Annotated in this window: 24 protein-coding genes; 11 read left to right on the forward strand and 13 right to left on the reverse strand. The window is 63.2% G+C overall.

What is annotated here, in order from left to right:
• Positions 1–32 precede the first annotated feature (32 nt).
• From ACEN9J_RS21385 to ACEN9J_RS21415, 7 genes are all read left to right on the forward strand, one after another.
• Positions 33–722 carry a TerC family protein gene (locus ACEN9J_RS21385; RefSeq protein WP_057593698.1) on the forward strand — a complete coding sequence of 230 codons (690 nt, stop codon included), beginning with the start codon at positions 33–35 and terminating at the stop codon, positions 720–722.
• A 46-nt stretch (positions 723–768) separates the two neighbouring features.
• A complete protein-coding gene (locus ACEN9J_RS21390) occupies positions 769–1572 on the forward strand; it encodes a Stp1/IreP family PP2C-type Ser/Thr phosphatase (protein ID WP_057593697.1) in 804 nt (267 codons plus the stop codon).
• Between the two features lie 75 nt (positions 1573–1647).
• On the forward strand, positions 1648–2298 hold the full coding sequence (locus ACEN9J_RS21395) for an FHA domain-containing protein (RefSeq protein WP_057593696.1): 651 nt from the start codon (positions 1648–1650) through the stop codon (positions 2296–2298).
• 57 nt (positions 2299–2355) lie between these two features.
• Positions 2356–4617, forward strand: coding sequence for a CHASE2 domain-containing protein (locus ACEN9J_RS21400; protein ID WP_413761993.1), 2262 nt, complete (start codon positions 2356–2358; stop codon positions 4615–4617).
• 26 nt (positions 4618–4643) lie between these two features.
• Positions 4644–5447: a 3',5'-cyclic-nucleotide phosphodiesterase gene (locus ACEN9J_RS21405; protein WP_057593694.1), complete on the forward strand. Its 804-nt coding sequence runs from the start codon at positions 4644–4646 to the stop codon at positions 5445–5447.
• A gap of 221 nt (positions 5448–5668) precedes the next feature.
• On the forward strand, positions 5669–6163 hold the full coding sequence (locus ACEN9J_RS21410; protein WP_413761994.1) for a pilin: 495 nt from the start codon (positions 5669–5671) through the stop codon (positions 6161–6163).
• Positions 6164–6208: 45 nt separating this feature from the next.
• Entirely contained in the window at positions 6209–7864 is a 1656-nt protein-coding gene (locus ACEN9J_RS21415) for a Wzy polymerase domain-containing protein (RefSeq protein WP_413761995.1), read from the forward strand.
• A gap of 555 nt (positions 7865–8419) precedes the next feature.
• On the opposite strand, the gene ACEN9J_RS21420 is transcribed toward ACEN9J_RS21415, so the two are convergent.
• The 9 genes from ACEN9J_RS21420 to ACEN9J_RS21460 form a co-directional block, all read right to left on the reverse strand.
• Positions 8420–8908, reverse strand: a complete 489-nt coding sequence (locus ACEN9J_RS21420) for a transposase (protein ID WP_413764588.1) — start codon at positions 8906–8908, stop codon at positions 8420–8422.
• A gap of 97 nt (positions 8909–9005) precedes the next feature.
• Positions 9006–9371, reverse strand: coding sequence for a transposase (locus ACEN9J_RS21425; protein ID WP_413761996.1), 366 nt, complete (start codon positions 9369–9371; stop codon positions 9006–9008).
• On the reverse strand, positions 9292–9501 hold the full coding sequence (locus ACEN9J_RS21430; RefSeq protein WP_413761997.1) for a hypothetical protein: 210 nt from the start codon (positions 9499–9501) through the stop codon (positions 9292–9294). Before ACEN9J_RS21430 ends, ACEN9J_RS21425 begins: the two co-directional genes overlap by 80 nt.
• A gap of 131 nt (positions 9502–9632) precedes the next feature.
• Entirely contained in the window at positions 9633–13790 is a 4158-nt protein-coding gene (locus tag ACEN9J_RS21435) for a PilC/PilY family type IV pilus protein (protein ID WP_413761998.1), read from the reverse strand.
• Between the two features lie 22 nt (positions 13791–13812).
• On the reverse strand, positions 13813–14388 hold the full coding sequence (locus ACEN9J_RS21440; protein ID WP_413761999.1) for a hypothetical protein: 576 nt from the start codon (positions 14386–14388) through the stop codon (positions 13813–13815).
• Positions 14389–14432: 44 nt separating this feature from the next.
• Entirely contained in the window at positions 14433–15626 is a 1194-nt protein-coding gene (locus ACEN9J_RS21445; RefSeq protein ID WP_413762000.1) for a PilW family protein, read from the reverse strand.
• Complete coding sequence (pilV, locus tag ACEN9J_RS21450) at positions 15623–16018, reverse strand: type IV pilus modification protein PilV (RefSeq protein WP_413762001.1); 396 nt, start codon at positions 16016–16018, stop codon at positions 15623–15625. The genes ACEN9J_RS21445 and pilV overlap by 4 nt, the downstream gene beginning before the upstream one ends.
• Positions 16015–16662, reverse strand: coding sequence for a Tfp pilus assembly protein FimT/FimU (locus tag ACEN9J_RS21455; protein WP_413762002.1), 648 nt, complete (start codon positions 16660–16662; stop codon positions 16015–16017). The genes pilV and ACEN9J_RS21455 overlap by 4 nt, the downstream gene beginning before the upstream one ends.
• On the reverse strand, positions 16656–17063 hold the full coding sequence (locus ACEN9J_RS21460) for a type IV pilin protein (RefSeq protein WP_413762003.1): 408 nt from the start codon (positions 17061–17063) through the stop codon (positions 16656–16658). Before ACEN9J_RS21460 ends, ACEN9J_RS21455 begins: the two co-directional genes overlap by 7 nt.
• Positions 17064–17311: 248 nt before the next feature.
• Between ACEN9J_RS21460 and ACEN9J_RS21465 the strand changes: the two genes are divergently transcribed.
• Positions 17312–19048, forward strand: a complete 1737-nt coding sequence (locus tag ACEN9J_RS21465) for a PglL family O-oligosaccharyltransferase (RefSeq protein ID WP_413762004.1) — start codon at positions 17312–17314, stop codon at positions 19046–19048.
• Here ACEN9J_RS21465 and moaC read toward each other — a convergent pair.
• Entirely contained in the window at positions 19045–19536 is a 492-nt protein-coding gene (moaC, locus tag ACEN9J_RS21470) for a cyclic pyranopterin monophosphate synthase MoaC (RefSeq protein WP_413762005.1), read from the reverse strand. The genes ACEN9J_RS21465 and moaC overlap by 4 nt on opposite strands.
• Before the next feature lie 53 nt (positions 19537–19589).
• Here moaC and ACEN9J_RS21475 point away from each other — a divergent pair, with 53 nt between their 5' ends.
• Positions 19590–21176, forward strand: a complete 1587-nt coding sequence (locus ACEN9J_RS21475; RefSeq protein WP_413762006.1) for a M48 family metalloprotease — start codon at positions 19590–19592, stop codon at positions 21174–21176.
• A gap of 16 nt (positions 21177–21192) precedes the next feature.
• Here ACEN9J_RS21475 and ACEN9J_RS21480 read toward each other — a convergent pair whose 3' ends face one another.
• The 3 genes from ACEN9J_RS21480 to ACEN9J_RS21490 form a co-directional block, all read right to left on the reverse strand.
• The gene (locus ACEN9J_RS21480) at positions 21193–21546 is read right to left on the reverse strand and encodes a phage holin family protein (protein WP_057593684.1); all 354 of its coding nucleotides are present in this window, start codon (positions 21544–21546) and stop codon (positions 21193–21195) included.
• A gap of 150 nt (positions 21547–21696) precedes the next feature.
• Positions 21697–22161 carry a hypothetical protein gene (locus ACEN9J_RS21485; RefSeq protein WP_057593683.1) on the reverse strand — a complete coding sequence of 155 codons (465 nt, stop codon included), beginning with the start codon at positions 22159–22161 and terminating at the stop codon, positions 21697–21699.
• Positions 22162–22239: 78 nt separating this feature from the next.
• The gene (locus ACEN9J_RS21490) at positions 22240–22986 is read right to left on the reverse strand and encodes a TerC family protein (RefSeq protein WP_057593682.1); all 747 of its coding nucleotides are present in this window, start codon (positions 22984–22986) and stop codon (positions 22240–22242) included.
• A 494-nt stretch (positions 22987–23480) separates the two neighbouring features.
• On the opposite strand from ACEN9J_RS21490, the gene ACEN9J_RS21495 reads away from it, so the two are divergent.
• Together ACEN9J_RS21495 and ACEN9J_RS21500 are read left to right on the forward strand one after the other, a co-directional pair.
• Positions 23481–23948, forward strand: coding sequence for a DUF3717 domain-containing protein (locus ACEN9J_RS21495; protein ID WP_057593719.1), 468 nt, complete (start codon positions 23481–23483; stop codon positions 23946–23948).
• Between the two features lie 12 nt (positions 23949–23960).
• On the forward strand, positions 23961–24263 hold the full coding sequence (locus ACEN9J_RS21500) for a DUF2007 domain-containing protein (RefSeq protein ID WP_413762007.1): 303 nt from the start codon (positions 23961–23963) through the stop codon (positions 24261–24263).

The raw sequence follows: 24263 nt of genomic DNA on the forward strand, positions 1-24263 counted from the left end.
TTTTTTCACAAAAACAAAGCGGGATCAGAGACATGGAACTTCTTCAAAGCACGGACTTCTGGATCGGCCTGATCAAGATCGTCTGGATCAACATCATCCTGTCGGGCGACAACGCCGTGGTGATCGCCATGGCGGCGCGTTCGCTGCCGCCCGAGCAGCAGAAAAAGGCGGTGCTGTTCGGCTCCGGCGCGGCCGTCGTGCTGCGCATCGTGCTGACGGTGGTGGCGGCCAAGCTGCTGGCGCTGCCTTACCTGCAGATCATCGGTGGCCTGCTGCTGTTGTGGATCGGCCTGCAGCTGCTCGGCGAGGACGACGAGGGCGAGGGCGACTCCAAGGAGTACGGCAGCATGATGGCGGCCGTGCGCACCATCCTGCTGGCCGATCTCGTGATGAGCCTGGACAACGTGATCGCCGTGGCGGCCGCCGCGCAGGGCAGCATGGTGCTGCTGGTGCTGGGCCTGGCGATCAGCATTCCGCTGGTGATCTTCGGCAGCACGCTGATGATCAAGCTGATGGAGCGCTTCCCCATCATCGTGATGCTGGGTGCCGCGCTGATCGGCTGGGTCGGCGGCGAGACCATCGTGAGCGACGTGTCGCTGCGCGAGATGCTGGCGGCCAACCCGTGGCTGCACTACGCCGCCGCCGCGGCCGGCGCGCTGTTCGTGGTGGCGGTGGGCAAGCTGCTCCAGCGGCGCGCCCACGCGGCCGCCGCGCAGCACTGAAACCGGAAGCCACCACCGGGCTGCCGCTTCGCCGACACTTGCGACCATGGTAGGTGTCGGCACCTCTCTTTTCTCGACCCGTCCGCCGCTCTCGTGGGAGTTCGCGGCGCTGACGGACGTCGGCCGCGTGCGGGCCCACAACGAGGACGCGGTCCATGTCGATCCCGCGCTCGGGCTGGCGGTGCTGGCCGACGGCATGGGCGGCTACAAGGGCGGCGAGGTCGCCAGCGCGATGGCGGTGTCGCTGGTGCACGCGAACTTCCGGCGCTGGTACGTGCAGGCCGGGCCGCAGGCACCGGCCCGCGTCGTGCGGCGCGCGCTGCAGGCCGCGACCGACGAGGCCAATGCCGCCATCCTCGACGGCAGCCTGACCAATCCCCACCTGCAGGGCATGGGGACCACGCTGGTCCTGGCGGCCTTCGGGCCGCACCGCGTGATGGTGGGCCACATCGGCGACTCGCGCTGCTACCGGCTGCGCAACGACAAGCTCGAGCAGCTCACGCGCGACCATTCGCTGCGCCAGCAGCAGCTCGACGCGGGCGCCATCACGGCCGAGGAAGCGCTGTCCTCGCCCAACCGCAACCTCGTGACCCGCGCCGTCGGCGTCGAGGCCCAAGTCTTGCTGGAAATGCATGAACACACGGCCAGGCCCGACGATCTCTATATGCTGTGCTCGGACGGGCTCAGCGAAATGGTCCCGGACGCCCAGCTTTTCACGCTTCTGACGAGACAAGACGGTGGTATTGAGTCCAAGGTATCACTTTTGGCAAACATCGCCAACGAAAATGGCGGACGGGATAACATTTCTGTCATCCTGGCCCGGGCCAGCCTGCCTCGCACGGCAGCCTGACGAAATCGGCGGGGTGGCAAGTCCATCCGCCATGTCGTTTCGGGTCTCGCGACAATTGCAATCAGGGAGTCGGCAGTGCCGAGAATGAGTATCTCGATCGATGGTGTCGTCATCCGGGAAGTGACGCTCGCGAAGGACCGTACCACCCTCGGGCGGCGCGCCTACAACGACATCGTGGTCGACAATCTCGCGGTGAGCGGCGAGCATGCCGTCCTGACCTTGCGCGGTGGCGATGTCCAGATCGAAGACCTCAACAGCACCAACGGCACCTACGTCAACGCAGTGGCGGTGCAGAAGCGCACGCTCAAGGACAACGACGTCATCGAGGTCGGCGGCTGCCGCATCCACTACCGCGCGCGCAGCGTCGCGCCCGCGGCCGGCGTGCCGGTCCACGTCGCCGTCGCCAGCGAATCTTCCGCACCCATTCCCCTGTCGGCCGCGCCCACCGAATCGGGGGCGCTGGTCGAGCTCGGCGTGCCGGTGCTGCGCGTGCTGGCCGGCGAGAACGCCGGGCGCGACCTGCCGCTGCAGAAAGTCGTCACCACCGTCGGCAAGCCCGGCGTCGCGGTGGCGGTCGTCACGCGCCGTCGCCAGGGCTACGTGGCCGCGAGCGTCATGGGCGCCGTCCTGCTCAACGGCGAGCCGCTGGGCGCCGAGGCCGTGGCGCTGCACGAGAACGACCTGCTCGAACTCGGCACCCTGCGCCTGCAGTTCCAGCGGGTCTGAGCCGCTGGGCTTCCGTCGGCGAACCGGCTTCGATTCCCGTCCCGGTTCCGGTCGATCATGAGTGCACTGCGGCGCCATTGGGCGCGCATCGCCGTCACCCTGCTGCCCGTGCTGCTGGCGCTGGCGCACGCCACCGGGCTCTGGCATGCCGGCATGCTCGAGCGCCTCGACCACCTGATCTACGACGTGCGCCTGCGCGCCACCATGCCGGGCACCTTCGATCCGCGCATCGTGATCGTCGACGTCGACGACGCGAGCCTCGCGCGCCAGGGACAATGGCCGTGGCCGCGCGACAAGGTGGCGCGGCTCGCGAGCGAGTTGCTGTCGCACCAGCAGGCCAGGGTCGTCGGTTTCGACGTCATGTTCGTCGAGCCCGACCGCAGCTCGAGCGTGGACCGCCTGCGCGAGCTGGCGAGCGGTCCGCTGCGCGGCATCCCCGGCTTCGCCGCCGAAGTCGAGAAGCTCGCGCCTTCGCTCGACAACGATGCCGTGCTGGCGCGCACGCTCGCGGGCCAGCCCGTGGCGCTCGGCTACTACTTCACGCAGGCCGAGACGCCGCGCGCCCGCGGCGCCTTGCCCGCCACGCCGCTGTGGCCCGCCGGCGCCCTGCCCGCGAAGGAGGGCTACACCACGCACTGGAACGGCTTCGGCGCCAGCCTGCCGGTGCTCGCGCAGGCCGCGCCCCGCGGGGGCTTCCTCAACACCCTGGTCGGCGAGAGCGACGACGGCGTGATCCGCAGCGTGCCGCTGATCGCGCGCTACGACGGCGACCGCGCCCAGCCCGGCTACTACGAGTCGCTCGCGCTGGCCGTCTACCGGCTCGCCAACGGTTCGCCGCCGGTGCTGCCCGCGCTGGTGCCCGGCAGTCCGGTCGCGCAGCTCGAGTCGCTGCGCATCGGCGAACTGCGCGTGCCGGTCGACCGCAATGCCAGCGTGCAGGTGCCGTTCCGCGGCCCGGGCGGCAGCCGCGGCGGCTCGTTCCGCTACGTGGCGGCCGCCGACGTGCTCGAGGGCCGGCTCGCGCCCGAGGAGCTCAAGGACAAGATCGTGCTCGTCGGCGCCACCGCGCCCGGCCTGCAGGACCTGCGCGCCACGCCCGCGGCGCCGTCCTTCGCTGGCGTCGAGGTGCATGCCAACATCGTCTCGGCGCTGCTCGACGACCGCCTGCTCGCCGTGCCCGACTACGCGCCCGGCTACGAGGTGCTGAGCGTGTTCGTCGCCGGCGTCGTGCTGGCCATCGGCCTGTCGCTGCTGCCCGCGCTGCGCGCCGTGGCCTTCATGCTCGCCGTGGCCGCGGCGCTGGTCGGACTCAACACCTGGCTCTACGTCGCGCATGGCCTGGTGCTGCCGCTGGCCTCGGCGCTCGCGATGGTCGCGCTCGCCTTCCTGCTCAACATGAGCTGGGGCTACCTGGTCGAATCGCGCGCGCGCCGCGGCCTCGTGCAGCTCTTCGGCACCTACGTGCCGCCGCAGCTCGTCGACGAGATGCTGGAGCGCCCGGGCCGCTACAGCATGCGTGCCGAGAGCAAGACCATGACCGTCATGTTCTGCGACATGCGCGACTTCACGCGCTTCTCGGAGCAGATGTCGCCGGCCGAACTGCAGGCCTTCCTCAACACCGTGTTCAGCCGCCTCACCGACGTCATCACCGCGCACCGTGGCACCGTCGACAAGTACATGGGCGATTGCGTCATGGCCTTCTGGGGCGCCCCGCTCGAGACGCCCGAGCACGCCAGCCTCGCCGTGAATGCCGCGCTCGACATGGCCGAGGCGGTGCACGACATCAACCGCATCCACCGCGCCACCGGCCGGCCCGAGATCAGCATCGGCATCGGCATCAACAGCGGCGTCATGAGCGTGGGCGACATGGGTTCGGCCGCGCGGCGCAGCTACACCGTGGTCGGCGACGCGGTCAATCTGGCCTCGCGCCTCGAGGGGCTCAGCGGCCACTACGGCGTCGAGATCGTCGCCAGCGGCGCCACGCGGGAGCTCGCGCCGGCCTATGTCTGGCAGGAGCTCGACAGCGTCTTCGTCAAGGGCCGGGCCCAGGCCGTCGCCGTGTTCACGCCGCTGGCCGTCGCCTGGGACGAGGCGGCCGTCATCGCCGTGCGCGAGGCGCACCGGCTCGAGCGCTGGGCCGAGGTACTGGCCGCCTACCGGCGCCAGGACTGGGCCTTGGGCCGAAACTTGCTGGACCCCCTCCTCGTGGCCGATGCCAAAAAAGTCCTTTACCAGCTCTACGCGCAGAGATTAGCCTCGATGGCCTTGCGCCCGCACGACCCGTCGTGGGACGGTGCAACCCGGTTCGAAACCAAATGACAGACACAGACAAGGGGTCTCTCACAATGCAGGTTCGTGTGCTGGGTTGCTCGGGCGCTATCGCCAAAGACTGCCGCACCACCTCTTTCCTGGTCGACACCGACCTGCTCGTCGATGCCGGTACCGGCGTCGGCGACCTCACCCTCGACGAAATGGCCGGCGTCGACGACATGGTGCTCACGCACTGCCACCTCGATCACATCGCCGCCCTCCCCCTGATGCTCGATGCCGTCGGCGGCCGCCGCACCCGGCCGCTGCGCGTCCATGCGCTGCGCGCCACCATCGAGGCGCTGCGCGCCCACGTCTTCAACAACATCATCTGGCCCGACTTCGAGAGCATCCCGAGTCCAGAGACCCCCTTCGTCACCTTCCACGACATCGCCGTCGGCCAAACGCTGCTGCTCGGCAGCGCCACGCCCAAGCGCATCGAGGTGCTGCCGGCCGTGCACACCGTGCCCGCCTGCGGCTTCGCCGTGAGCCGCGCCGATGGGGGAGCGCATTGGGTCTTCAGCGGCGATACCGAGCGCAACGCGCCGTTCTGGGACCGGGTCAATGCCCTCGAGGTCGCGATGCTCGTGATCGAGACGGCCTTCAGCAACCGGGAGCAGGCGCTGGCGGAACGCAGCCTGCATCTGTCGCCGACCATGCTGGCCGACGAGCTGGCCCACATCGATCCGGGCAAGGACTATCCGATCTACATCACGCACACCAAGCCGGCCGAGACCGAAGAGATCATGAGCCAGATCGAGACCTTGGCGGGGCGGAAGGTGCGGGGATTGGCGCAGCGGGACATCCGCTGGCTGAAGGCGGATGGGATCCTGACTTTCTGAGCCGGGCCGCGCGACGGGGATGGCATGACAAATTTGTCACCATGTGTCGCATCTTGATACATCTTCTGTCACGTGCAGTAACACCAATGTGGTCCATGGTGACGCGTTAGGTCGCTGACGGGGCGGGAAACCGGGTGGCACGGATGCTGCGGAAGGTTCTCCGCTCCGGGGGGAGGACTCCCGGGAGTGACAACCAACCCAACCAACCTGGAGTTAGTGAAATGAACCGTCGTTCCATCGCACGCAATGTGCAGAAGGGTTTCACCCTTATTGAATTGATGATCGTTGTGGCGATCATTGGTATTTTGGCGGCTGTGGCGCTGCCGGCGTATCAAGACTACACGAAGCGGGCAAAGGTTTCGGAAGTGGTCCTGGCTGCTTCCGCTTGCCGCACCACCATCACTGAAGTCGTTCAAAGCCGCTCGGGCGCGTCGCTGCCCGCTGGCGGTGCATGGGGCTGTGAAAGCGCCAGCGCAACTTCCAAGTATGTGAAATCCATTGCTACTAATGCAGATGGCAAAGTGACTGTGACGGCACAAAATGTTGGAGATGGCGACATTGACAATAAGACTCTGGATCTGATTCCTTACACCGATGAAAGCACTGCCTTGGCGAGCACCACGGAAATTGGCAAGTCGATCTATAAGTGGGTCTGCAAACCCGGTTCCACTGACCCTATCAACGCAAAGTTTCTGCCGGGTTCGTGCCGCGGTTGATTTGATCTTGTTGACTCAAAAGGGCGGCCGAGGCCGCCTTTTTTTATGACTTTGCTGCTGCTGCTTGCTTTTCTGTCCGGCTTGGGTTGGCTGATTCCCAATCATTATTTGCCATGGCTTGCTGCTTGGGGGGAAGGTGCTTCAATTGCTTGGCTATTCTTATGTGGCATTGCGGCGCTAACGCAATGCAAAGGCTTTGAGATAAAAACATCTCGTTTGCTGCTGAGTTTTCTTTTGGTGGCCATGGCAACGATCTTTCTTCAAACCGCTTTGGGGAAGATCATGTTTCGAGGCGATGGGCTGATGGCGGCTTTATATGTCGCTGTATTTTTCATCTCCATAGTTCTAGGGTTTGCGCTGAAGTCTGAGCACCTGTCCGTGGTGTGGAACGGAATCTTGTGGGGGTGGATTGCCGCAGCCTCCATTTCTGTATTCATTGGCGTGAATCAATGGCTGGGGGTGGTGCAGTTAGGAATTTTTGGCGTTGACCTGTCGCGGGACATGCGGCCCTTCGGAAATCTGGCTCAGCCAAATAATTTTTGCACAGTTTGTTTTATAGGTCTGTGCTCGACGCTTCTAATAAGACATCGTATCGGCTTGCATGGGGCACCAAGTGTGCTGCTGGCTGCCATCATGTTGCTGGGCATGGCGTCATCTCAATCGCGCACCGGAATCCTGCAAATTTTACTGCTGCTTTTAGCGCTTCTGATTTTTGGTCGACGACTGAATTCCAGGGTTTCTAATCCAGTTGCTTTGCTTGCAGGGGTTGGCGCAATATCGTTATCTTTTTGTTGGCGGGAAATTTCTTCTTTTCTGCTTCTTCCCTTGCCCAGAGAATTTGCTCTGGATGCCGGAGGAAGCGTCCGATTGAGTTATTGGTGGGCAATGACTCGTGCGATCTTGGAGCAGCCCATATGGGGCTATGGCTGGAACCAAGTCGGAATGGCTCAGCAATATATCGCTTTGAATGTAATCCCTTTGAATGTGTATTTCGACCATGCACACAATATTGTTCTTGATTTGCTGTTGTGGAGTGGTGTGCCCGTTGGAATTGTCTTGATTGCAATCTTTTGCCGTTGGTTGATGAAAACCGTCAAATCAGCTGTCGATTTTGAGAAGTTGATGATGCTCGTTTTTTTGGGCGGAGTCCTTATTCACGGAATGCTGGAGCTTCCGCTGGAGTATGCATATATATTGGTGCCTATGGGGTTGATGATCGGTCGGCTCGATGAAGATGTCAATGGGGTTGTTATTTCTAGAAAAGGATTGATTGGCTTTTTTGTTTTGATGGGCGTGGCTTTTTTATTTGTTTCGATCGAGTATTTTAAGATGGAAGAGGGCATGCGTACTCTGCGCTTCGAGTCCGCAAAAATCGGTGTTAGCGGTATAAAAACTACGCCCCCCAAAAGCACTTTGTTGGATCAATTGGAGGCATTTCAGCAATTCGCTGCGACGGAGGCGAAGACTGGAATGAATGAAAAGGAAATCGAGCGCATGAGAAAAGTAGCGCTGCGATATGGATATCCTCCGGTTTTGTTTCGATATGCGTTGGCTCTCGGCCTTAACGGTGATCCAGAAGAGGCGTTGAAGGCTTTGAGAAAAATTTGTGCTATCCATTCACTTGAAAATTGTGAAGAAGCAAAGCAAGGTTGGGAAATTTTGAAAACTGAAAATCCTGTGCTGCGACAAGTGGATTTTTAGTTGTAAAAGTCGAATGCTTGGGGAACCCTAAACGAGCGCGGCGGACGTCTCGGCCTCGATGATCGGCCGCATGCTGGCGCGAGCGGGATACCTAGCTGAGCGACCAGCGCGGACGGACCAGGGTTCGGCATTCCGTTCGCGAGAGTTCAGCGTACCTGCATCGAACTCGGGATTGAGCATCGCGTCAGCTGCCCTCTCGGCTGCAGATCAGCAGCAAAACAGAGGGGCTCATTTAGTCCGCGTCATGTGAGTGGGCTGGACCTGTCAGAGCTCAGCCCACTGAGTCGAAACCTTGGCAAGCTAGCAGCACCACGATGGCTTGCATGGCGGGGCCTGTCCGAATTTTTGTGTGCAAGGCGCTGCGTAGACTTGTCCACGGCGGCGAGCGTTGCTTGGGACGAACGACCGACGCGGTAGGCAAGTCGCCCTCATGCTACAGGGCGGCGCTTCGAATGAACCGATCGCCGTAGGCGATGGCAAACTGATTCATCGCCTCTCGCCTCTCCTTGGCTGCACGCCCCCAGTCGGCCGTGATGTTGCGCAGCGCCAACCAGATCAGCTTGGCAGCCGCGCGTTGATGCTCTCGATGGCGTTGGTCGTGTAGATCACCCGGCGAATGGGCAGTGCGAACGCGAAGAACGGGATCACCCGATCCCAGGCCCGGCGCCGAGCAGCCACCACCGTGGGGAACTTGCGGCCCCAGGGCCCGGCTTCGAAGGCATAGAGCTCGGCCGCCGCAGACTCGGCACTGGGTGCCGTGTAGATCGGCTTCAAGGCCGCCGCCAGCAGTTTGCGCTCCTTCCAGCTCGCGAAGTCCAGGCTGTTGCGCATCAGTGCAAGATGCACGTTTGCAGCGTGGTGGCCGGGAACACCCACGCCCAGCGCCTCGGGCAAGCCCTTGAGGCCATCGGTGACGGCGATCAAGATGTCGGCCACGCCGCGCGTCTTCAGGTCGTTGAACACCTTCAGCCAGAACTTGGCTCCCTCGGTGTTCTCGATCCACAGCCCCAGGATGTCGCGCGTGCCGTCGGGCAGTACGCCCAGGGCCCAGGTAGACGGCCTTGTTGCGCACCACTGCGTCCTCGCGGCTCTTCACTCGCAGCGCGTCGAAGAACACCACCGGGTACATCGGCTCCAGCGGTCAGCCCCGCCAGGCCGGGACCTCTGCCATGACCTCATCGGTGACCGAGCTGATGAACTCCGGGGACACCTCAGTGGCGTACTGCTCGGCCAGGAAGGCCTGGATCTCGCGCACCGTCATGCCGCGCGCGTACATGGCGATGATCTTGTCGTCAAAGCCGGTGAAGCGCCGCTCGTGCTTGGGAATGAGGATCGGCTCGAAACTGCCCTGGCGATCACGCGGCACCTCGATGCGCAAGGGCCCGTCCTCGGTCAGAACGGTCTTGGCGCTGCGGCCGTTGCGGTGGTTACCTGCTTCCTCGGGCTTGGCTGCCCCGGGGTGGATAGCCCAGGTGATGGGACATCTCGGCGCCCAGCGCGCGCTCAATCAGGGTCTTCTTGAAGGCCATCGAGGCGGCGTGCACCGCCTCGGCGCTCATCGGGCCGGTGACAAATCGATCAATGAGTTCTTGGGGGATCGCCGGCAACTGCGGCATCGGCTTCTTCTTGCTTGGCATACATGCTCCTGTTGGTCATCGTATGCCTCACACTCAAAATTCCTGACAGGCGCCGGGACACCAGCCCTCTACTCGATATGGTCGATTCAATATATGTTCCTTCGGTCACTCGATCTGCAGATCGATCCGCGTTAGTCCACTGTTGGCACTTCCCGCCAATTCAGCAGACGCAGGCCAAGCACGCCAGGCAATTTGATTGGGTTGTTTCTCATCTCACCTCTTACATCGCCGCTCACCAACCGTGTAGTTCCATCAACGCTCAAGAATCGCAAATCAGTCACAGCCGCTCCCACCGCATTAAATGCAACTATGTTTCCCGAAGCATCAACAAGCGTTGATTTTCCAGTGCCGAAGTCGATCGCATAAACACGACTGTTACCCGAAGGCGAGCACGCGTCGCCTGTAGTCTGAAGCGTGGAGAAGGCCACCACTCCGCTGTTGGATGTCGATGCATTGATCACACGCCAGCCCACGTTGCTGGTCACTCCGAGATCCGTGTACCACCCGCGACTGGTCGCAGACAGCGCGATGCCCTCGGTCAAGTTCGTTACCGCTTGCAGGTCATTTCGAACGATCGGGAAAGTCCCAGAGCTGAACGCGCTGGCCGTGCCATCGATCACGGCGTAGTAGCTCTGCTGTTGAGATGATTGAATATCGCTCGAATCCAACAATCGTCCCGTGCCGACCAGAACAAAGCGCTTCTTGCTCAACGGCTGAATCTCTATCAAAGGCTGTGTGGTGACCGGCTGGGCCCGATCGGAGCCATCTGTAAATTTGGCGATCAAGGTGGGAGCTGGATAGTTCGCAGTACTTCCTTTCGCAAGTGTGAGATCGAACCGCCACATCTGGCCGTTGAGATCGCCCGCATAGACGGCGTCCGCCGTGCCATCGGTGAAATCCTGGACATACGCGGCCGCCTGCGCCATGCCTTCCGACTCCGAAGGAGTTGCGATCTTTTGAAGAAGCTGACCATTGGTCGGGTTCACGATGTAAAGATAGCTGCTCGTTCCACCACCGTTGTAGCCGCTCGTGAGGATCGCGACCCAGCCATATTTGCGGGTCTTCACCACGACCGGCGCGCCATAGCTATACCCCATGTCCGAATCGGTGAACTCCCAAAGTACCTTGGCCGCAGCTTTTGCCTCTGTATTCATGCTTGCAGGATTTGTCACATCCAGGGCATAAAACCCTTTCCCGCCCTTGCCGAGACCGCCGATCAAGACGGTCCGCCAATCCGAAGTCGCGGCGGATGTGGTCGTGAACGTACCCCCTGCAGATTTGAAGTCGATATCGAAGGTATATGGTGTCGCATCGACGTAAAAACGATGCTGATAATAGGGATTGCCGAGCTTGGCCAGTAATCCGTCGTTGCCCGCGGAATTGCTCCCCCCAAACAGTAAGCTTGGAATGTAGGCAAACTGTTCAATGCCAGCATCCGTTCCGGTGAGCGCGCCATTGAAGGCATGCACCATCCCGTCGTTCGCGCCGGTGTAAACCATCACCGGCCGATCCTTCCAAGTGGTCTTGAAGGCGGCATAGCCAGGATTGACCGAATCCGAGAAATTGAGTGAGGGAGGGCCTGCGGGCGTAACCTTGGCATTGACTATGTCACCGAGCAGCAGATCGCGTTGACGGTAGGACTTGCTCGAGTCGCTTGACGTACGCTCGTTGGTTCTGTCGCCACGCAGCCAATTCAGATACTTCTGGCTATCGTTGTTGACGAAAGCCGTATTGAGAGAGCTCTTCTGAGCTGCCGTCAGGCTGTTGTATCGAAAAGGAATTCCAGCGCTCGCGCCCCGCGTTATGACGCGCCGTGCCGTATCCCATCCGGTGCCGGAAAGCTGGGTTTCCAGTTTTGTCTTCGTGTCCCACTTCAGAGTACTTGTTGGATTTCCGCTGGCGTCGAAAGTGATCTGGTTCGCGCTCAAAAGGCCAGTCCAACTCTTCGAGTCGTACTGCGCGGCGTAGGAAGCGACACCTGTCGACGACACCTGCGCACTCGAAAGTGAAAAAGATGTCGTGTATGCGGAAATCTCGTTGGAGATTCGCTCGAAAGCTTGTTTGAGGCCTGCGACCATCGTGTCGGGACGACCTGCAGCAAAGTAATTGTCCGGACGGTCCCAGGTCGAGTTGTTTCTGACGTCCTTGAGGGTTTCTCCGGTGGTTGACCACCAATCCAACGGAATGGTGCCGCTGAAGGTATAGGGGTCAAAATCCGCGGGAATCTTCTTCTGGTTGAGCCCGCCGAATTTCGCGGCCATATAAAATTTATTGTTTCGCGAAAAAGATTGTTCCAGAACGTCGACCCAATAGGTCTGAACTGTCTGTTTTCCGGTCAAATCAGGACGGATGTCTTTGGTGTTGGCCTCCAGCGCGAGACCCGCCATGTAGTCCGTCGAGCTGGATGCGCCCGTGTAAACCGTGGCTTGATTTGCCTGCATCGTCTGCAGCAATTTCACGTTGTTGGTGGAACGGATAGCGTCAAACATGGTGTCCGCCGAAACCTCCGCCGGCAATGGAGGCTCCCTGTCCGTCACAGTATTGCCGGGTACATTCTTGTCGCCGTGCGTGTAGATGTCGCCAATACCCAATACGAAATTGCGCTGGCAGGTGTACTGGATTGGATCAGTCCAATTCGTGATCACGGGAAAGCCGTCCGCCCAAGTGGTCTTGGTAGGAACATCTGCGCCATCCATGGCGCTCCATGTCGGTACGTTACCCAGATTTCGGTAATACCGAAGCGCTGCGTAGAACAACTCGTTCACCGGGTCATTGCTCTTGTAGCTTCCCGGGACAAGTTGCCCGAACTTGTTGAGATAGTTCATCACCCCACTGTCCGAGATGGTCACACTGGTATTGGAGGTGGTAGCGGTGGCGTCGGTTGGGTCGGGATTGCGAACAAAGATGCCGGTGGTCGAGTCCCATTCCCTGTTGCCATTGGTCGCGGGGCCTTGGCCTGGTACAGGGTAGGTCGGTCCGACAAATTTCTGACGAGCGCGAAGCACTCCGCCGTCCCGGGTATAGGTGCTGTCATTCAGATATCCAAAGGCGCTGAAACGCATCTTGTCTGCATACTGCTGAATAAGGCCCTCGGGCTTGTAATTGCTGCCGTATGCCTTGCAATTCGTTTCCAGGCCGCCTGCTGCCGTTGACGCATCGCACACCTTGACGCGCACGGTGAAATCGTAGCTTCGAGTGCCATCGCTGAAACCCACGAAGTCGCTAGCCGAAGGTGTCTTCCAGAGCAGTTGAAGTTGTGCGCCCCCCGAGCTTTCGTAATAGTCCAGTCGAACTTTGAAGGATTGCCCCTTCGTCATGCTTATCGTTGTCGTGGTATCCGTAGTGGGACCGTGATCTGTCCAGTTATTGATGACGCAGTTGCCACTCAGACCGGTGGTGCCGGAGCAAGTGCTAAAGCTGTTATTGACATTGGTTGCAACCCAAAGCCTTACGCCATCGTCTGAAATGGTCCGGAACGTGTAGTTTCCTGCTTCCGGGGCAGTAAACGTGCCATCGTAGCGAGCAGAAAAGTTGTCTTCATTGACGCCCGACGCCGGTGAACTGGAGCCCCAATCGTGATACGCGTTGTCATTGCTGACGGTCGCGGCGGCGTTGCCGCTGACGGTTTTGTTATTGTAGTACTTGACCGAAAACCCGCGTGACAATCCATCGTTCATTCCGAGTCGCATCTTGAACCCAAGGCCGTTGATGCTGATGCGAAGCGTACTTGCGGTGTAGGGCGTTGCGCCTGTGATCTCCGTCGCTGGGAGATTGCGGTCGTCGAAAAGCCCTTGTCCCGAATGCCATCCTTTTTCAAGAATGGTTTCGGTGGTCGTATCGACGACGCGGCGTCCCCCGGTCATTGCCCACCGGAATGGATCGATGGTGGCCGTGGTGGCCCAGTTCAGAAAGTTGCCACTCCATTTTCCGGTGCAGGTGTGATTCGTTGCCTTGCCTTGAGGGTAAAAATAGCTCAGATCACCCTTGTCGATCGAGCTCACGCCATTCGATGCGGTGTTCGCCTGATACACATAGCATTTGTCAGGATCGAAGTAACCCAGAAACGTCGCGCCACTCGAATAGGTGTCCGTATGGGCCATGCGCGACGCCGTGGGCCATTCAACCGACAAAGCCAACGCCAAATTCCCGGGGACTTCGGAGGTCGAGAAAATTGGCTGATCGGCAAGTGTCGTTGCCAGCGAAGCCGGCGAATGGGTTGCCAGCAGCGCAAATGCAAGCACACTGCACGTGAAAGCGCGGAGCCGGGGATATCTGAAGGAGTGATTCATGGCAATGCTTCTCGTGAGCTTCTTACTGTTCAGGCCGCGCAAAGGAGGCTTGCAAGAACACTTGCGTGTCTCGCGGACCCGTGACTCGCATGCTCAAGCGGTACGTGGTCGAAGGTGGAGGCGGCAGGCGAGTGCTCATCTCCTGGCTGCTACCGCCCCGCACGTCATTGACCGATGGCGGAAAAACGCAGCCGCTGGCGCCCAACGTGCCAGGTGAAGCCGCGGTATTGCAGAGTCGGTCGATGACATAGCGGATCGTGACTTTCGCCGCGTCGTCCTTGATGTCGTTGGCATCGGTGCCGACCGCATTGAATGCCGTGTTGCTGAGCAGCGCCGTTGGCACGCCGCGATCATTGGTCGCAAGCGCCGTGGCGCTGTAGTTCGCCGATTTGAGGTTGCTGTTGCGTGCGGCGGGTGTGACAAGGGCACCGCTTCCGCTGAACTTGACCAATACGGCATCGATGGCCTGCTCGCCTTGATTGATCAGATCCCGCTTGAAGGCGAGGTTGCCTGCACTGGCGAGCGAGGTGTTCATCGAGCGCACGACCGCGACCCCGCCTGCGAGCAGGATGACGAGGACAATGAGCGCGAACAGCAAGACGACTCCCTGCTGACGGGAGCGCGGCGAGAAAGAGCGAGATTTCATGATGTCGGCAACAAGAGCATGTTGCGAAGGGGAACGGTGAACTCCACCACGCGATGCCGGAAGTGGCGGTCGTCGCTGGAGATGGCATAGCTCTCTTGCAAAGCCGTGCCCAGATCGCTGAACAAGGCGAGGCTGCTTGGGGCCACGACATCCTTCTCGTAGTTGGCGCTCCTCACGACCATTGCGACTCGGACCGCCATGACGCGACGCACCTTTGCAGGAGTACTCATCATGGTGGTGATGTCGTACCCGTCCGCGTCGGGGGCCTCCCATGAATCGCCTGCCGAAGCGTTGAAGTTCCCATCTTCGTTCTTGTCGATGGCGTAAAGCGCGCGCAATTCGATCACGCCATCCGCGATGCCCTGCTGCGCTCGTTCGTCGAGCTCGGTTGCACTGGCTCCGCCAGCCATTTGCATGAGGTCGTAGCTGACCAGCGTGCGGTTGGCATTGACGCCGAACATCTGCAATTGCAGATTGGATGCCTTGAAGTTGCCGATCGGGGTGAAGAAGGCGTTTCCACCAGAAACAAGCGTGCTCAAACTTGTGTCCGTGCCACTCGCGGCGTAGTAGGTGCTCCCGAGAGGGAGGTTGTCGTTGCCGGCGGTGTCCGCGAAGTCGGGGCTTGCATGGACTTGCTCGAGCAGGCAGTCGTCGGTTCCGCTTCGGCTCACGAGGCCGATATCGCCCTGCCGCAGTCCAATGGTGTTGTCGAGCCGTAGTGCGCCGGTGCCAGTGCCAGCAGATCGCACCGGCCGCGCGATGTCTCCCGCCGAAGAATTGCCACTCATCACCATCAACACGTCGGAGCCCGAGGCGGGGCGATAGATGAGCACCGGGGCAACGCGTACTTGCTGCGGAAATCCATTGAAGGGCGCGGGGAAGTCGGTCGTCCTCGGCAAGGTCGCAGTGCCTGCGCGAGTGATGTTCAGGCGACAACCGAAGATGCCCAGATCCCATGCTTGGGTGAAGCCGGAGCCCGCACTGCGCAGCGCACGATCGAGCACGTAGGCGGCGTAGCTGCCGGATTGATTGGCGTCATTGACGGCCGTGGTGCTGCGTTTCTGGCCTTCGCCGACAATGATCACGCTGGTGACTGCGAGCGTCACCACGAGGCCGATGACGATGGCAACCAGCAGTTCGACGAGCGTCACCCCGCTGTTGCGGTTGATCCGACGGGTCATCGTCTTCATGGCAGCACCACCCGGGTCGTCAGCTTGCTTTGAGCGGCGGCGCCGGGCGACTGCCAGGTGATCGTGACATCGGCCTGTCGGCCGGTCACTTGGTAGTTGCCATCGCCGTTGGGCAGCCCTCCTTTGTTGGGGCCCATGTCCGCCACCTTTGCCTGCCAGGCTGTTTTGAACTCGGCCGGCAGAGAAGGCGTGCGCCGCAGCCACATCTCGCTGATCAATTCATTGGCAAGCAAGGCTGCTCGGTTCCGGTCTTCGGCGTCTCCGGAGAGTTGGATCGCGCGCGACTGCAGCCCGATCAGGCCGAGGATTCCGACGGAAAAAATGAGGATCGACACGAGAACCTCGATGAGGGCCATGCCTTTCTGCGGTCGCGAGCGGAGAGCGGAAGTCATGCGGGGCATCCATCGGGGTGGGAGTCCGACATCGTCTTCTTCGGGTCGCACAGGCGCACTTGGCCGCCCAGGGTGACAAGAACACGCAGTGAGCGAGTGGTGTCTTCGCCCGGAAAGCTGATGTTGTAGGTCGGCGGAGAAGCGATATCCACGCTGCAGGTCGCGCTCCCGGTCAAGCTCGTAAGCGTGCTGCTCGAATTGGCGATCAAGCGCCCAACCGAGTTGAAGCAGATCGCGGCGGGACCGGTGATCTTCACGCCTGCGCCGATGTCGGACAGGATGCCTGACGAAATGAACGCACTGCTTTCTTCGGTGCTCGAAGTCATCGATGGCAAAGAGCGGACTGTCCAATAGTTACCGTCGGCTTTGGCGGTGAACGTCGAACTGTCTGAAGTGGACTTGCTGTCGGTCAGGGCGAAGACGACCTGGCGGCTGCGCCGCAGGGATTCGCTCCGTGCTTCGCGCAGGCCGTTCTGCAAGGCCTCCGCGACGGCACGCACCTTGCCATTGCGCACCCAGTCCATCATCGATGGAGCGGCGAGCATCATGAGGATGCTCAAAAGAGTGATGGTGACCATGAGCTCCACCAGCGTGAATCCCGAGTGACGTCTGATCGACGGTCTCTCATTCGGCGCTTTCAGCACGATTGGCCCTTCTTCAGAACCCAGGCGCTCGCGCAAGTGCCCCAGCCGGAAGAGCCGGTGCCGGTGGTCGACCGGTCGCCGGCCTGGTTGATCGTGTAGACGAAGTTATTGGTCGGTCCGCTCCCCGTAGCCAACAAGACATATGTCGTGTCGGTCGGGGTGTCTGTCTTGCAACTCAGAGTGAAACTGCCAACCTTGCGCTTCGATTCGTCCACCGCACAAGGTGTGGTGAAGTCGCCCGAGGTCTTGTAGGTACGGTTATCCTGAAAATGCCGCTCCATGTTGGCGCGCATGGCTGCCAGCCCATTCGTTGCGTCGACCACCTGCCCGCGGAGGATGTAGTCGCGGTAGCTTGGCAAGGCGATGGCTGCGAGGATCCCGATGATCGCGACGGTGATCATCACTTCGATGAGCGTGAAGCCGCGTAAGTGGCGCCGGGGACATGATAGGGATTGCAAGGCCGGACCTTTCGGAGAGACGAGACAGTCAATCTCGGCGATGAGCTGACGATTGGAAACAATGAGTGACAGATTGTCTCCATTGGTGTGCGGAGGGAAGTTCCGCCTGTCCTGGAAAATTTGCCGCCTGTCGGTGCAGAGAGGTAGATCGTCCAGGACCTCCTGCGCGAGCGGCGCAACAATCCCTCCGAATGACCTTTTCGGCCGCTTCGGGCTCAACGCCTTTTCTTGCCCCAAATCTCGGGCGATTTCGCTCGTGCTTGATCGCCGGGCCATTTCTCTGCCCGCTCGTGGCGGGCCCTTCCGCCAACGCGTGGCAACTGCTCGCCTCCGGGCTGTGCGCGGCCCTGTTGTTGCTGTCGGCGCGTGGTGGTGCCTTCGATAGGCGCTTGGCTGCTTGGCTGGCTTGTTGCGTCGCGGCGCTTGCGCTTTCGTTCCCAGGCTTCGCGGACCTGCGCTTCATGGCCTGCGCGGCGTTGGCGGGCATCGGGTTGTCGGCGCTCGCCGGAGCCGGAAGGGAGGGCCGGGTCGTGGCTATCCCGACGGCGTTGGCCTGGGGCGTCCTGGCGGCCGGCGTCATCAACGCACTCGTCGGGCTGCTCCAGTACGGCAACCTGGCCGAAGATCTCCTTCCCTGGATCACCTCCCCCACCGCCGGCCGCGCCTGGGGCCTGCTGCGCCAGCGCAACCAGTTCGGCACGTTGATCAGCCTGGCCCTGGTCGCCACCCTGTGGCTCTACGCGACGCGGGATTCGCGCCGCATGCGGGCCGGCCTCGTCGCAGCCGCGGTGATGCTCATCGCGGCCACTGCCGCATCGGGCTCCCGCACCGGCGCGCTCCAACTCGCACTGATCGCGGTCGTCGCGGGAGTCGTGGCCTGGAAGGAGCGGCGCGCCACTTCCGATCCAATCCCGGCTCGCCGCCTGCCGCCACCCCTGGCATTGCTGGCCATCCTCCCCCTCTACTTCGCCCTGAATTGGCTGCTACCCCAACTCGCAGCCATCGGCACGAGCAGCAAGGCCCTCACCTCCGCCGGCGCTCTCGTCCAACGTCTCCAACCCACCGCCCTCGGCAACGAAAGCCGCCTCACCCTCTGGCACAACGTCCTCTCCCTGATCGCCGAGCGCCCGCTGACGGGCTGGGGCTGGGGCGAACTCAGCTACGCCCACTTCATGGCCGTCTATCCGGGCCCGCGCTTCCCGGTGCTCCTGGACAACGCCCACAACCTCCCCCTGCACCTCGCGGTCGAACTCGGCATCCCCGCCGCCGTGCTGATCTGCGGTGGCTTCCTCTGGCTGGTGATTTCCGCCCGTCCCTGGCGCGAGCGCGACCCGAACCGACTCATGGCCTGGGGCCTGCTGGCCGTCATCCTCGTGCACAGCCTGCTCGAGTACCCGCTGTGGTACGGCCCCTTCCAGCTGGTCTTCGGCCTGTGCCTGGGCATGCTGTGGCCCGCGCGCCGAACCGAGGAATCGTCACCGCGATCGATCAGGACGTGGCTCCCCGATCGCCGAAGATTCCAGGCGCTGGCAGGCATCGCCCTGCTCTCGTTCGTCGTCTACGCCGCCTGGGACTACACGCGCATCAGCCAGATTTACCTGCCGCGCGATGCGCGCCTGCCACCCTGGCAGGACGACACGCTTGCGAAGGTCCGCAGTTCCTGGCTGTTCGCGCGCCAGGTCGATTTCGCCGAGCTGACGTTGACGCCGGTCACGCACGAGAACGCGGCCCGGATGCATGTGCTCGCGCAGCGAACGCTGCATTTCTCGCCGGAGCCGCGCGTGATCGTGAAGCTGATCGAGAGCGCGGAGCTCTCGGGCCATGAAGACGAGGCGCGTCTGATCGCCGAGCGCTTCAGGGAGGCCTATCCGAGCGCCTACGTCCACTGGCTCAGGCACAACCCGGGCGACAAGGCCCCGGCTCCCTAGGCTGCAGGCGCAGTCCAGCTCCCCGACTTCCCGCCGTGCTTCTCCACCACATGCACCCCGGTGACCGTCATCCCGCGGTCCACGGCCTTGCACATGTCGTACACGGTCAGGAGCGCGATCTGCACGGCAGTGAGCGCCTCCATCTCCACGCCGGTCGGCCCGACGGTCTCGACGGTGGCGGTGCACCGCACGTGCGGGGTCGCGTCGCCGGCCTCGGAGAGCGCCAGGTCGACCGCCACCCGGGTGATGGCCAGCGGATGGCACAGCGGGATCAGGTCGCTGGTCTTCTTGGCGGCCTGGATGCCGGCGATGCGCGCGATGCCGAGCACGTCGCCCTTCTTCGCGCTGCCCGAGGCGATCAGCGCCAGGGTCTCGGCCCGCATCTCGATGCGGCCGGTGGCCACGGCCACGCGATGGGTGGCGGGCTTGGCGGCGACGTCGACCATGTGGGCCTGGCCCTGGGCGTCGAAATGGGTGAGTGAGCTCATGGTGAACGTTCAAGAGGGAGGTGCATCATACGAGCCCGAGTTCTGGACAAGCCATGCCACGCTGGACCCCACCCCCTCGCAAGAAACGCCTCTTCGCGCCCGCCATGCGGACGGTTTGCGCTAGTGTTTTGATAGCTTCGCAGGTGCTGATGCCGCCATTGGCGCGCGCCCAGCTGCTGCCGGGGCTCGGCGACGGCGGCGAGATGACGGCGACCGCCGAGCGCCACCTTGGCGACCAGATCGCGCGCGAGCTCTACCGCGACACGGACTACATCGACGATCCGGTGATCGCCGACTACGTGCAGGAGATCTGGCAGCGCCTGCTGGCGGCGGCGCGGGTGCGCGGCGAACTCACGCCCGAACTCGACGAGCGCTATGCCTGGGTGGTGATGCTGGGGCGCGACCGCAACATCAACGCCTTCGCGCTGCCGGGCGGCTACCTCGGGCTCAACCTGGGGCTGGTGGCGGCGGTGGGCAGCCGCGACGAGCTGGCGACGGTGCTCGGGCACGAGCTGTCGCACGTCACGCAGCGCCACATCGCCCGCATGATGGACAAACAGAGCAAGCAGTTCCCGCTGATGCTCGCGGGCCTGATCCTCGGCATGATCGCCGCGGGCAAGAGCCGCAGCGGCGGCGACGCGGGCCAGGCGATGGTCATGGGCAGCCAGGCGGCGTTCATGCAGAACCAGCTGAACTTCTCGCGCGACATGGAGCGCGAGGCCGACCGCGTGGGCTTCGGCGTGATGACGCAGGCCGGCTTCGCGCCGCAGGGCGCGGCGACGATGTTCGAGAAGCTGCAGTACGCCTCGCGGCTCAACGACAACGGTTCCTTCCCCTACCTGCGCAGCCATCCGCTGACGAGCGAGCGAATCTCCGACATGCAGGGCCGCTTCCAGTTCCGCATGGACACGGTGCCGGCACCGGTACTCGTGATGGACCACGCGATGGTCTCCTCGCGCGCGCGCGTGCTGACGCGGCCCGGCGTCGACGTGCTGCGTCAGTGGGTCGACGCGGCCGCCAGCGGCGAGTTCGCCAGGAGCTCGCCGGCCCAGCAGGCCGGCACGCTCTACGCGGCGGCGCTGTCGGCCAAGGAGTTGCGCGATTACAAGGCGGCGCGCGCGCTGGCGCAGCGGCTGGTCGAGCGCACGGCGGACGATGTCCCGGCCGCGCGCCAGGCGCGCTGGCTGCAGGCCGAGATCGAACTGGCGGCGGGCGGCGCGGGCGTGGCCAAGGCGGCCTCGCTGCTCGATGGCAAGGCGAAGTCGCGGCCCGAGATGCTGCTGGCGGCGGACGCCGCGGTGGCGGCCCGGCAGCCGGCGCCGATGATCCCGGTGCTGCGCGACTGGGTGGCGACGAACCCGCGCGATGCCACCGCCTGGCGCGCGCTGGCGAATCTCTATGGCGCGCAGGGCGACACGCTGCACGCGATCCGCGCGGACGCCGAGTCGAACGTGGCGATCCTCGACTATCCGGCCGCGCGCGACCGCTTCAAGGCGGCGCAGGAACTGATCCGCCAGAGCCAGAGCGGCCGTCCGGGCGCGGTGCCGGTCGACCACTTCGAGGCGTCGATCATCGACACCCGCGCGCGCGAGATCGAGGTGCTGGTGAAGCGGCAGGCCGAGGAGCCGGCACTGCGTTGAGCCGGCGGCAGGCCGATCAGCGGCGCGTCAGCAGCCCGCCGAGCGCGCTCTCGATCAGCAGGCCGAGCACCGAGTAGAGCAGCGAGCCCACGAGCGCGGCCAGGAAGCCGTTGACGTGGAAGCCCGACAGCAGGCCGGAGGCGGCCCAGAACATCAGCGCGTTGATCACGAACAGGAACAGCCCGAGCGTGACGATGGTGACCGGCAGCGTGAGCACCACCAGCACCGGGCGCACGATCATGTTGAGCAGGCCGATGACCACGGCCGCGATCAGTGCCGCGCCGAAACTGCTGACCTGGACGCCGCTGTAGAGGTAGGCCACCGCGAGCAGCGCCACCGCGCTGAGCAGCCATTTGAGGAGGATGCGCATGCGGCCCAGGATACCGCAGCGCCGGGGCGGCGGCGAGACGGACATGCCCGCGAATCCGCGTGGGACGGGGCGTTGGCAAGGCCAAAAAAAACGGCTCCCGAAGGAGCCGTCGCCTGAGCGGGATGGCGCGGCACCAAGGCCGCGACCCCCTTATTCCGCCAGTTCGTTCGCCAGCACCAGCAGCGCGCCCATGCCCATCACGGCACCGGGAAAAGCCCAGCCCTGCTGGCCGGCCGGCTTCTGCTCGGGCGTGACCGGCTCGAGGTCCACGCCGACCTTCGGACGGCGGGCATCGACCACGTGCGATGCCATGTGCTCGCGCTTGAGCTGTTGCGTGAGCTCGGCCAGCGGACCCTTGGCCAGCACGGCCGTGACCTGCCCGCCATTGCGCTCCAGCAGCGGCAGCAGCTGCGCCTGCAGCTTGCTGAACCACTTCGCGCGCCAGTTCTCGCGCGCGCTGTGGCTCACCCACTTGCTGATGCGATGCGTCATGCGCGGCGCGCAGGCCACGAGCACCCAGTGACGCGCCACGACCGCATCGGCATCCGGCGCCAGTTCGGCGAACTGTTCGCAGGCGTAGACGGCGTCGTCGACGTAAAGAATGATCTTTTCCATAGGGTGCTCCTTCAGGTAGTTAGAGTGGCAGAGACGGGTCGAAATGGATAGGGGACTTTCGTGGGGCGGGCAGCGGGCTCAGCTCGCGGTGGCCGGCGTGGAAGCCTTGGCGCGGGCCTGGCGCGCGGCCACCCACTTGCCGATGGCCAGCACGAGCAGCGCACCGATGATGCCGGAGGCGTACTTCACGACATCGGTCTGCGGCAGCTTCGGCACCCAGGTCCAGGCGGCGGGGTTGACCACGGCGGGGTCGGACACGGCCATGGTGCCGGCGATCCAGCCCAGCAGCATGCCGCCGAGCGTGATGATCATCGGGAAGCGGTCCATCAGCTTGATCACGAGCTGGCTGCCCCAGACGATGATCGGGATGCTCACGAGCAGGCCGAAGATCACGAGCGGCATCTGGTGGCCTTCGCCGGCGCCTTGGGCGGCACCCGCGATGGCGATCACGTTGTCGACGCTCATCACGAGGTCGGCAATGATCACGGTCTTGACGGCACCCCAGAGCCTGTCGCTGCCGGCGATGTTGCCGTGCGCGTCGTCATGCTCGGGCGCCAGCAGCTTGACGCCGATCCACAGCAGCAGGATCGCGCCCACGAGCTTCAGGAACGGAATGGCCAGCAGGGTCAGCGCGAAGAAGATCAGGATCACGCGCAGCAGGATGGCGCCGGCGGTGCCCCACAGGATGCCCTGCGTGCGCTGGGCCGGCGGCAGCTTGCGGCAGGCCAGCGCGATCACGACGGCGTTGTCGCCGCCAAGAAGGATGTCGATCATGATGATCTGACCGACGGCGACCCAGAATTCCGGGGTCATGAACTGTTCCATAGTTTCCTCTGTTCCTCGTGCCCGGTCCGCTGCGCCGGTACGTGGCGGCCGCGGGCAAGGCACATCGATGCGTTTCGATTCATCCCGGGCGGGCTGATCGATGCGAGGAAATGAAACCGGGTGACACCGGGGACTTCAACGACGCTTCGACCAAACCTGCACAGGTTCAAATCGAAGGTCTGGCTCGGCATGCGCATGGCCGCTCGGCGACATGCGCGATGCCCGACAGGCCGGAAGTGTTGTGCTTCGTATTGACGACCTGGCGATGTCCGCCGCGTATGCGACGGCCGGGAGCTACTCCCCTTCGTGGGCGCGATTAGAGCATCGGCGCTCGCGCGCTGGCAACCGAAAGTTTCAAGCTTTCAAACGGAAGGCGTTCAAAACCTGCATCGCCGCAAGGTCTATTGCTACAAGTTTGGTAGCGTCTATAACCTTCGGAGGTCCCGGGACATTGGCGGACTATGATCGCCCGCCCTGCCATCTTTCTGCGTTTCATGGCCGCCATCCACATCACCGACATCGAGGCCGCCATCAATCACTGGCGCGAGAAGAGCCCCTCGCCCGATGGCGTCACGCTTGCGCCCGAGCTGCGCGCGCTGGCCGAGGTCTATGCGCTCATGGTCTACCACCACGAGGACGAGGTCGACGAGGTCGGCTTCCCGGCCAAGGCCTGGGCCGCCTGGCTGGACTGGTACCAGAGCACGCCCGACACCCCCTGCATCGCGATCTGCTCCACCAGCCAGGGCGACGACCAGTGCAAGGGCTGCGGGCGCAGCTTCGACGAGGTGCAGCACTGGCCCGCGATGACGCCGGCCGAGAAGCGCGTCACCTGGCGCCGCATCACCATGGAGGATTCGGCCTGGCGCTTCAACCGCTATGCCGAGCGCGCGCGCGAGGCCGAGCCGCCGCAGTGGCCCGATGACGACCCCGCCGTGCCCACCGGGCCCGAAGACGCGAGCTGAGCGGCCGACCCGATGCGTCGCCTCGCGCAAGCGCCCAACCTCGCCATCGCGACGCTGTGGGTGCATGCGCTGCGCGAGGACGGCGTGGCCGCGACGGTGCAGCGCGAGTACCTGGGCGCGGCGGCCGGCCAGCTGCCGCCCGACCAGTGCCTGCCCGAGATCTGGATCGACGACGAAAGCCAGTTCGAGCTCGCGCAGCGGCTGCTGCATGCGTTGCAGCACCGGCCGCAGCGCAGCTGGCAGTGCGTCTGCGGCGAGCGGATCGAGGGCGGCTTCGAGCAGTGCTGGCAGTGCGGCGAGATGATGCCGCCCTGA

The sequence above is a fragment of the Variovorax sp. Varisp41 genome, from assembly GCF_047325085.1.
Classification (GTDB): domain Bacteria; phylum Pseudomonadota; class Gammaproteobacteria; order Burkholderiales; family Burkholderiaceae_C; genus Variovorax.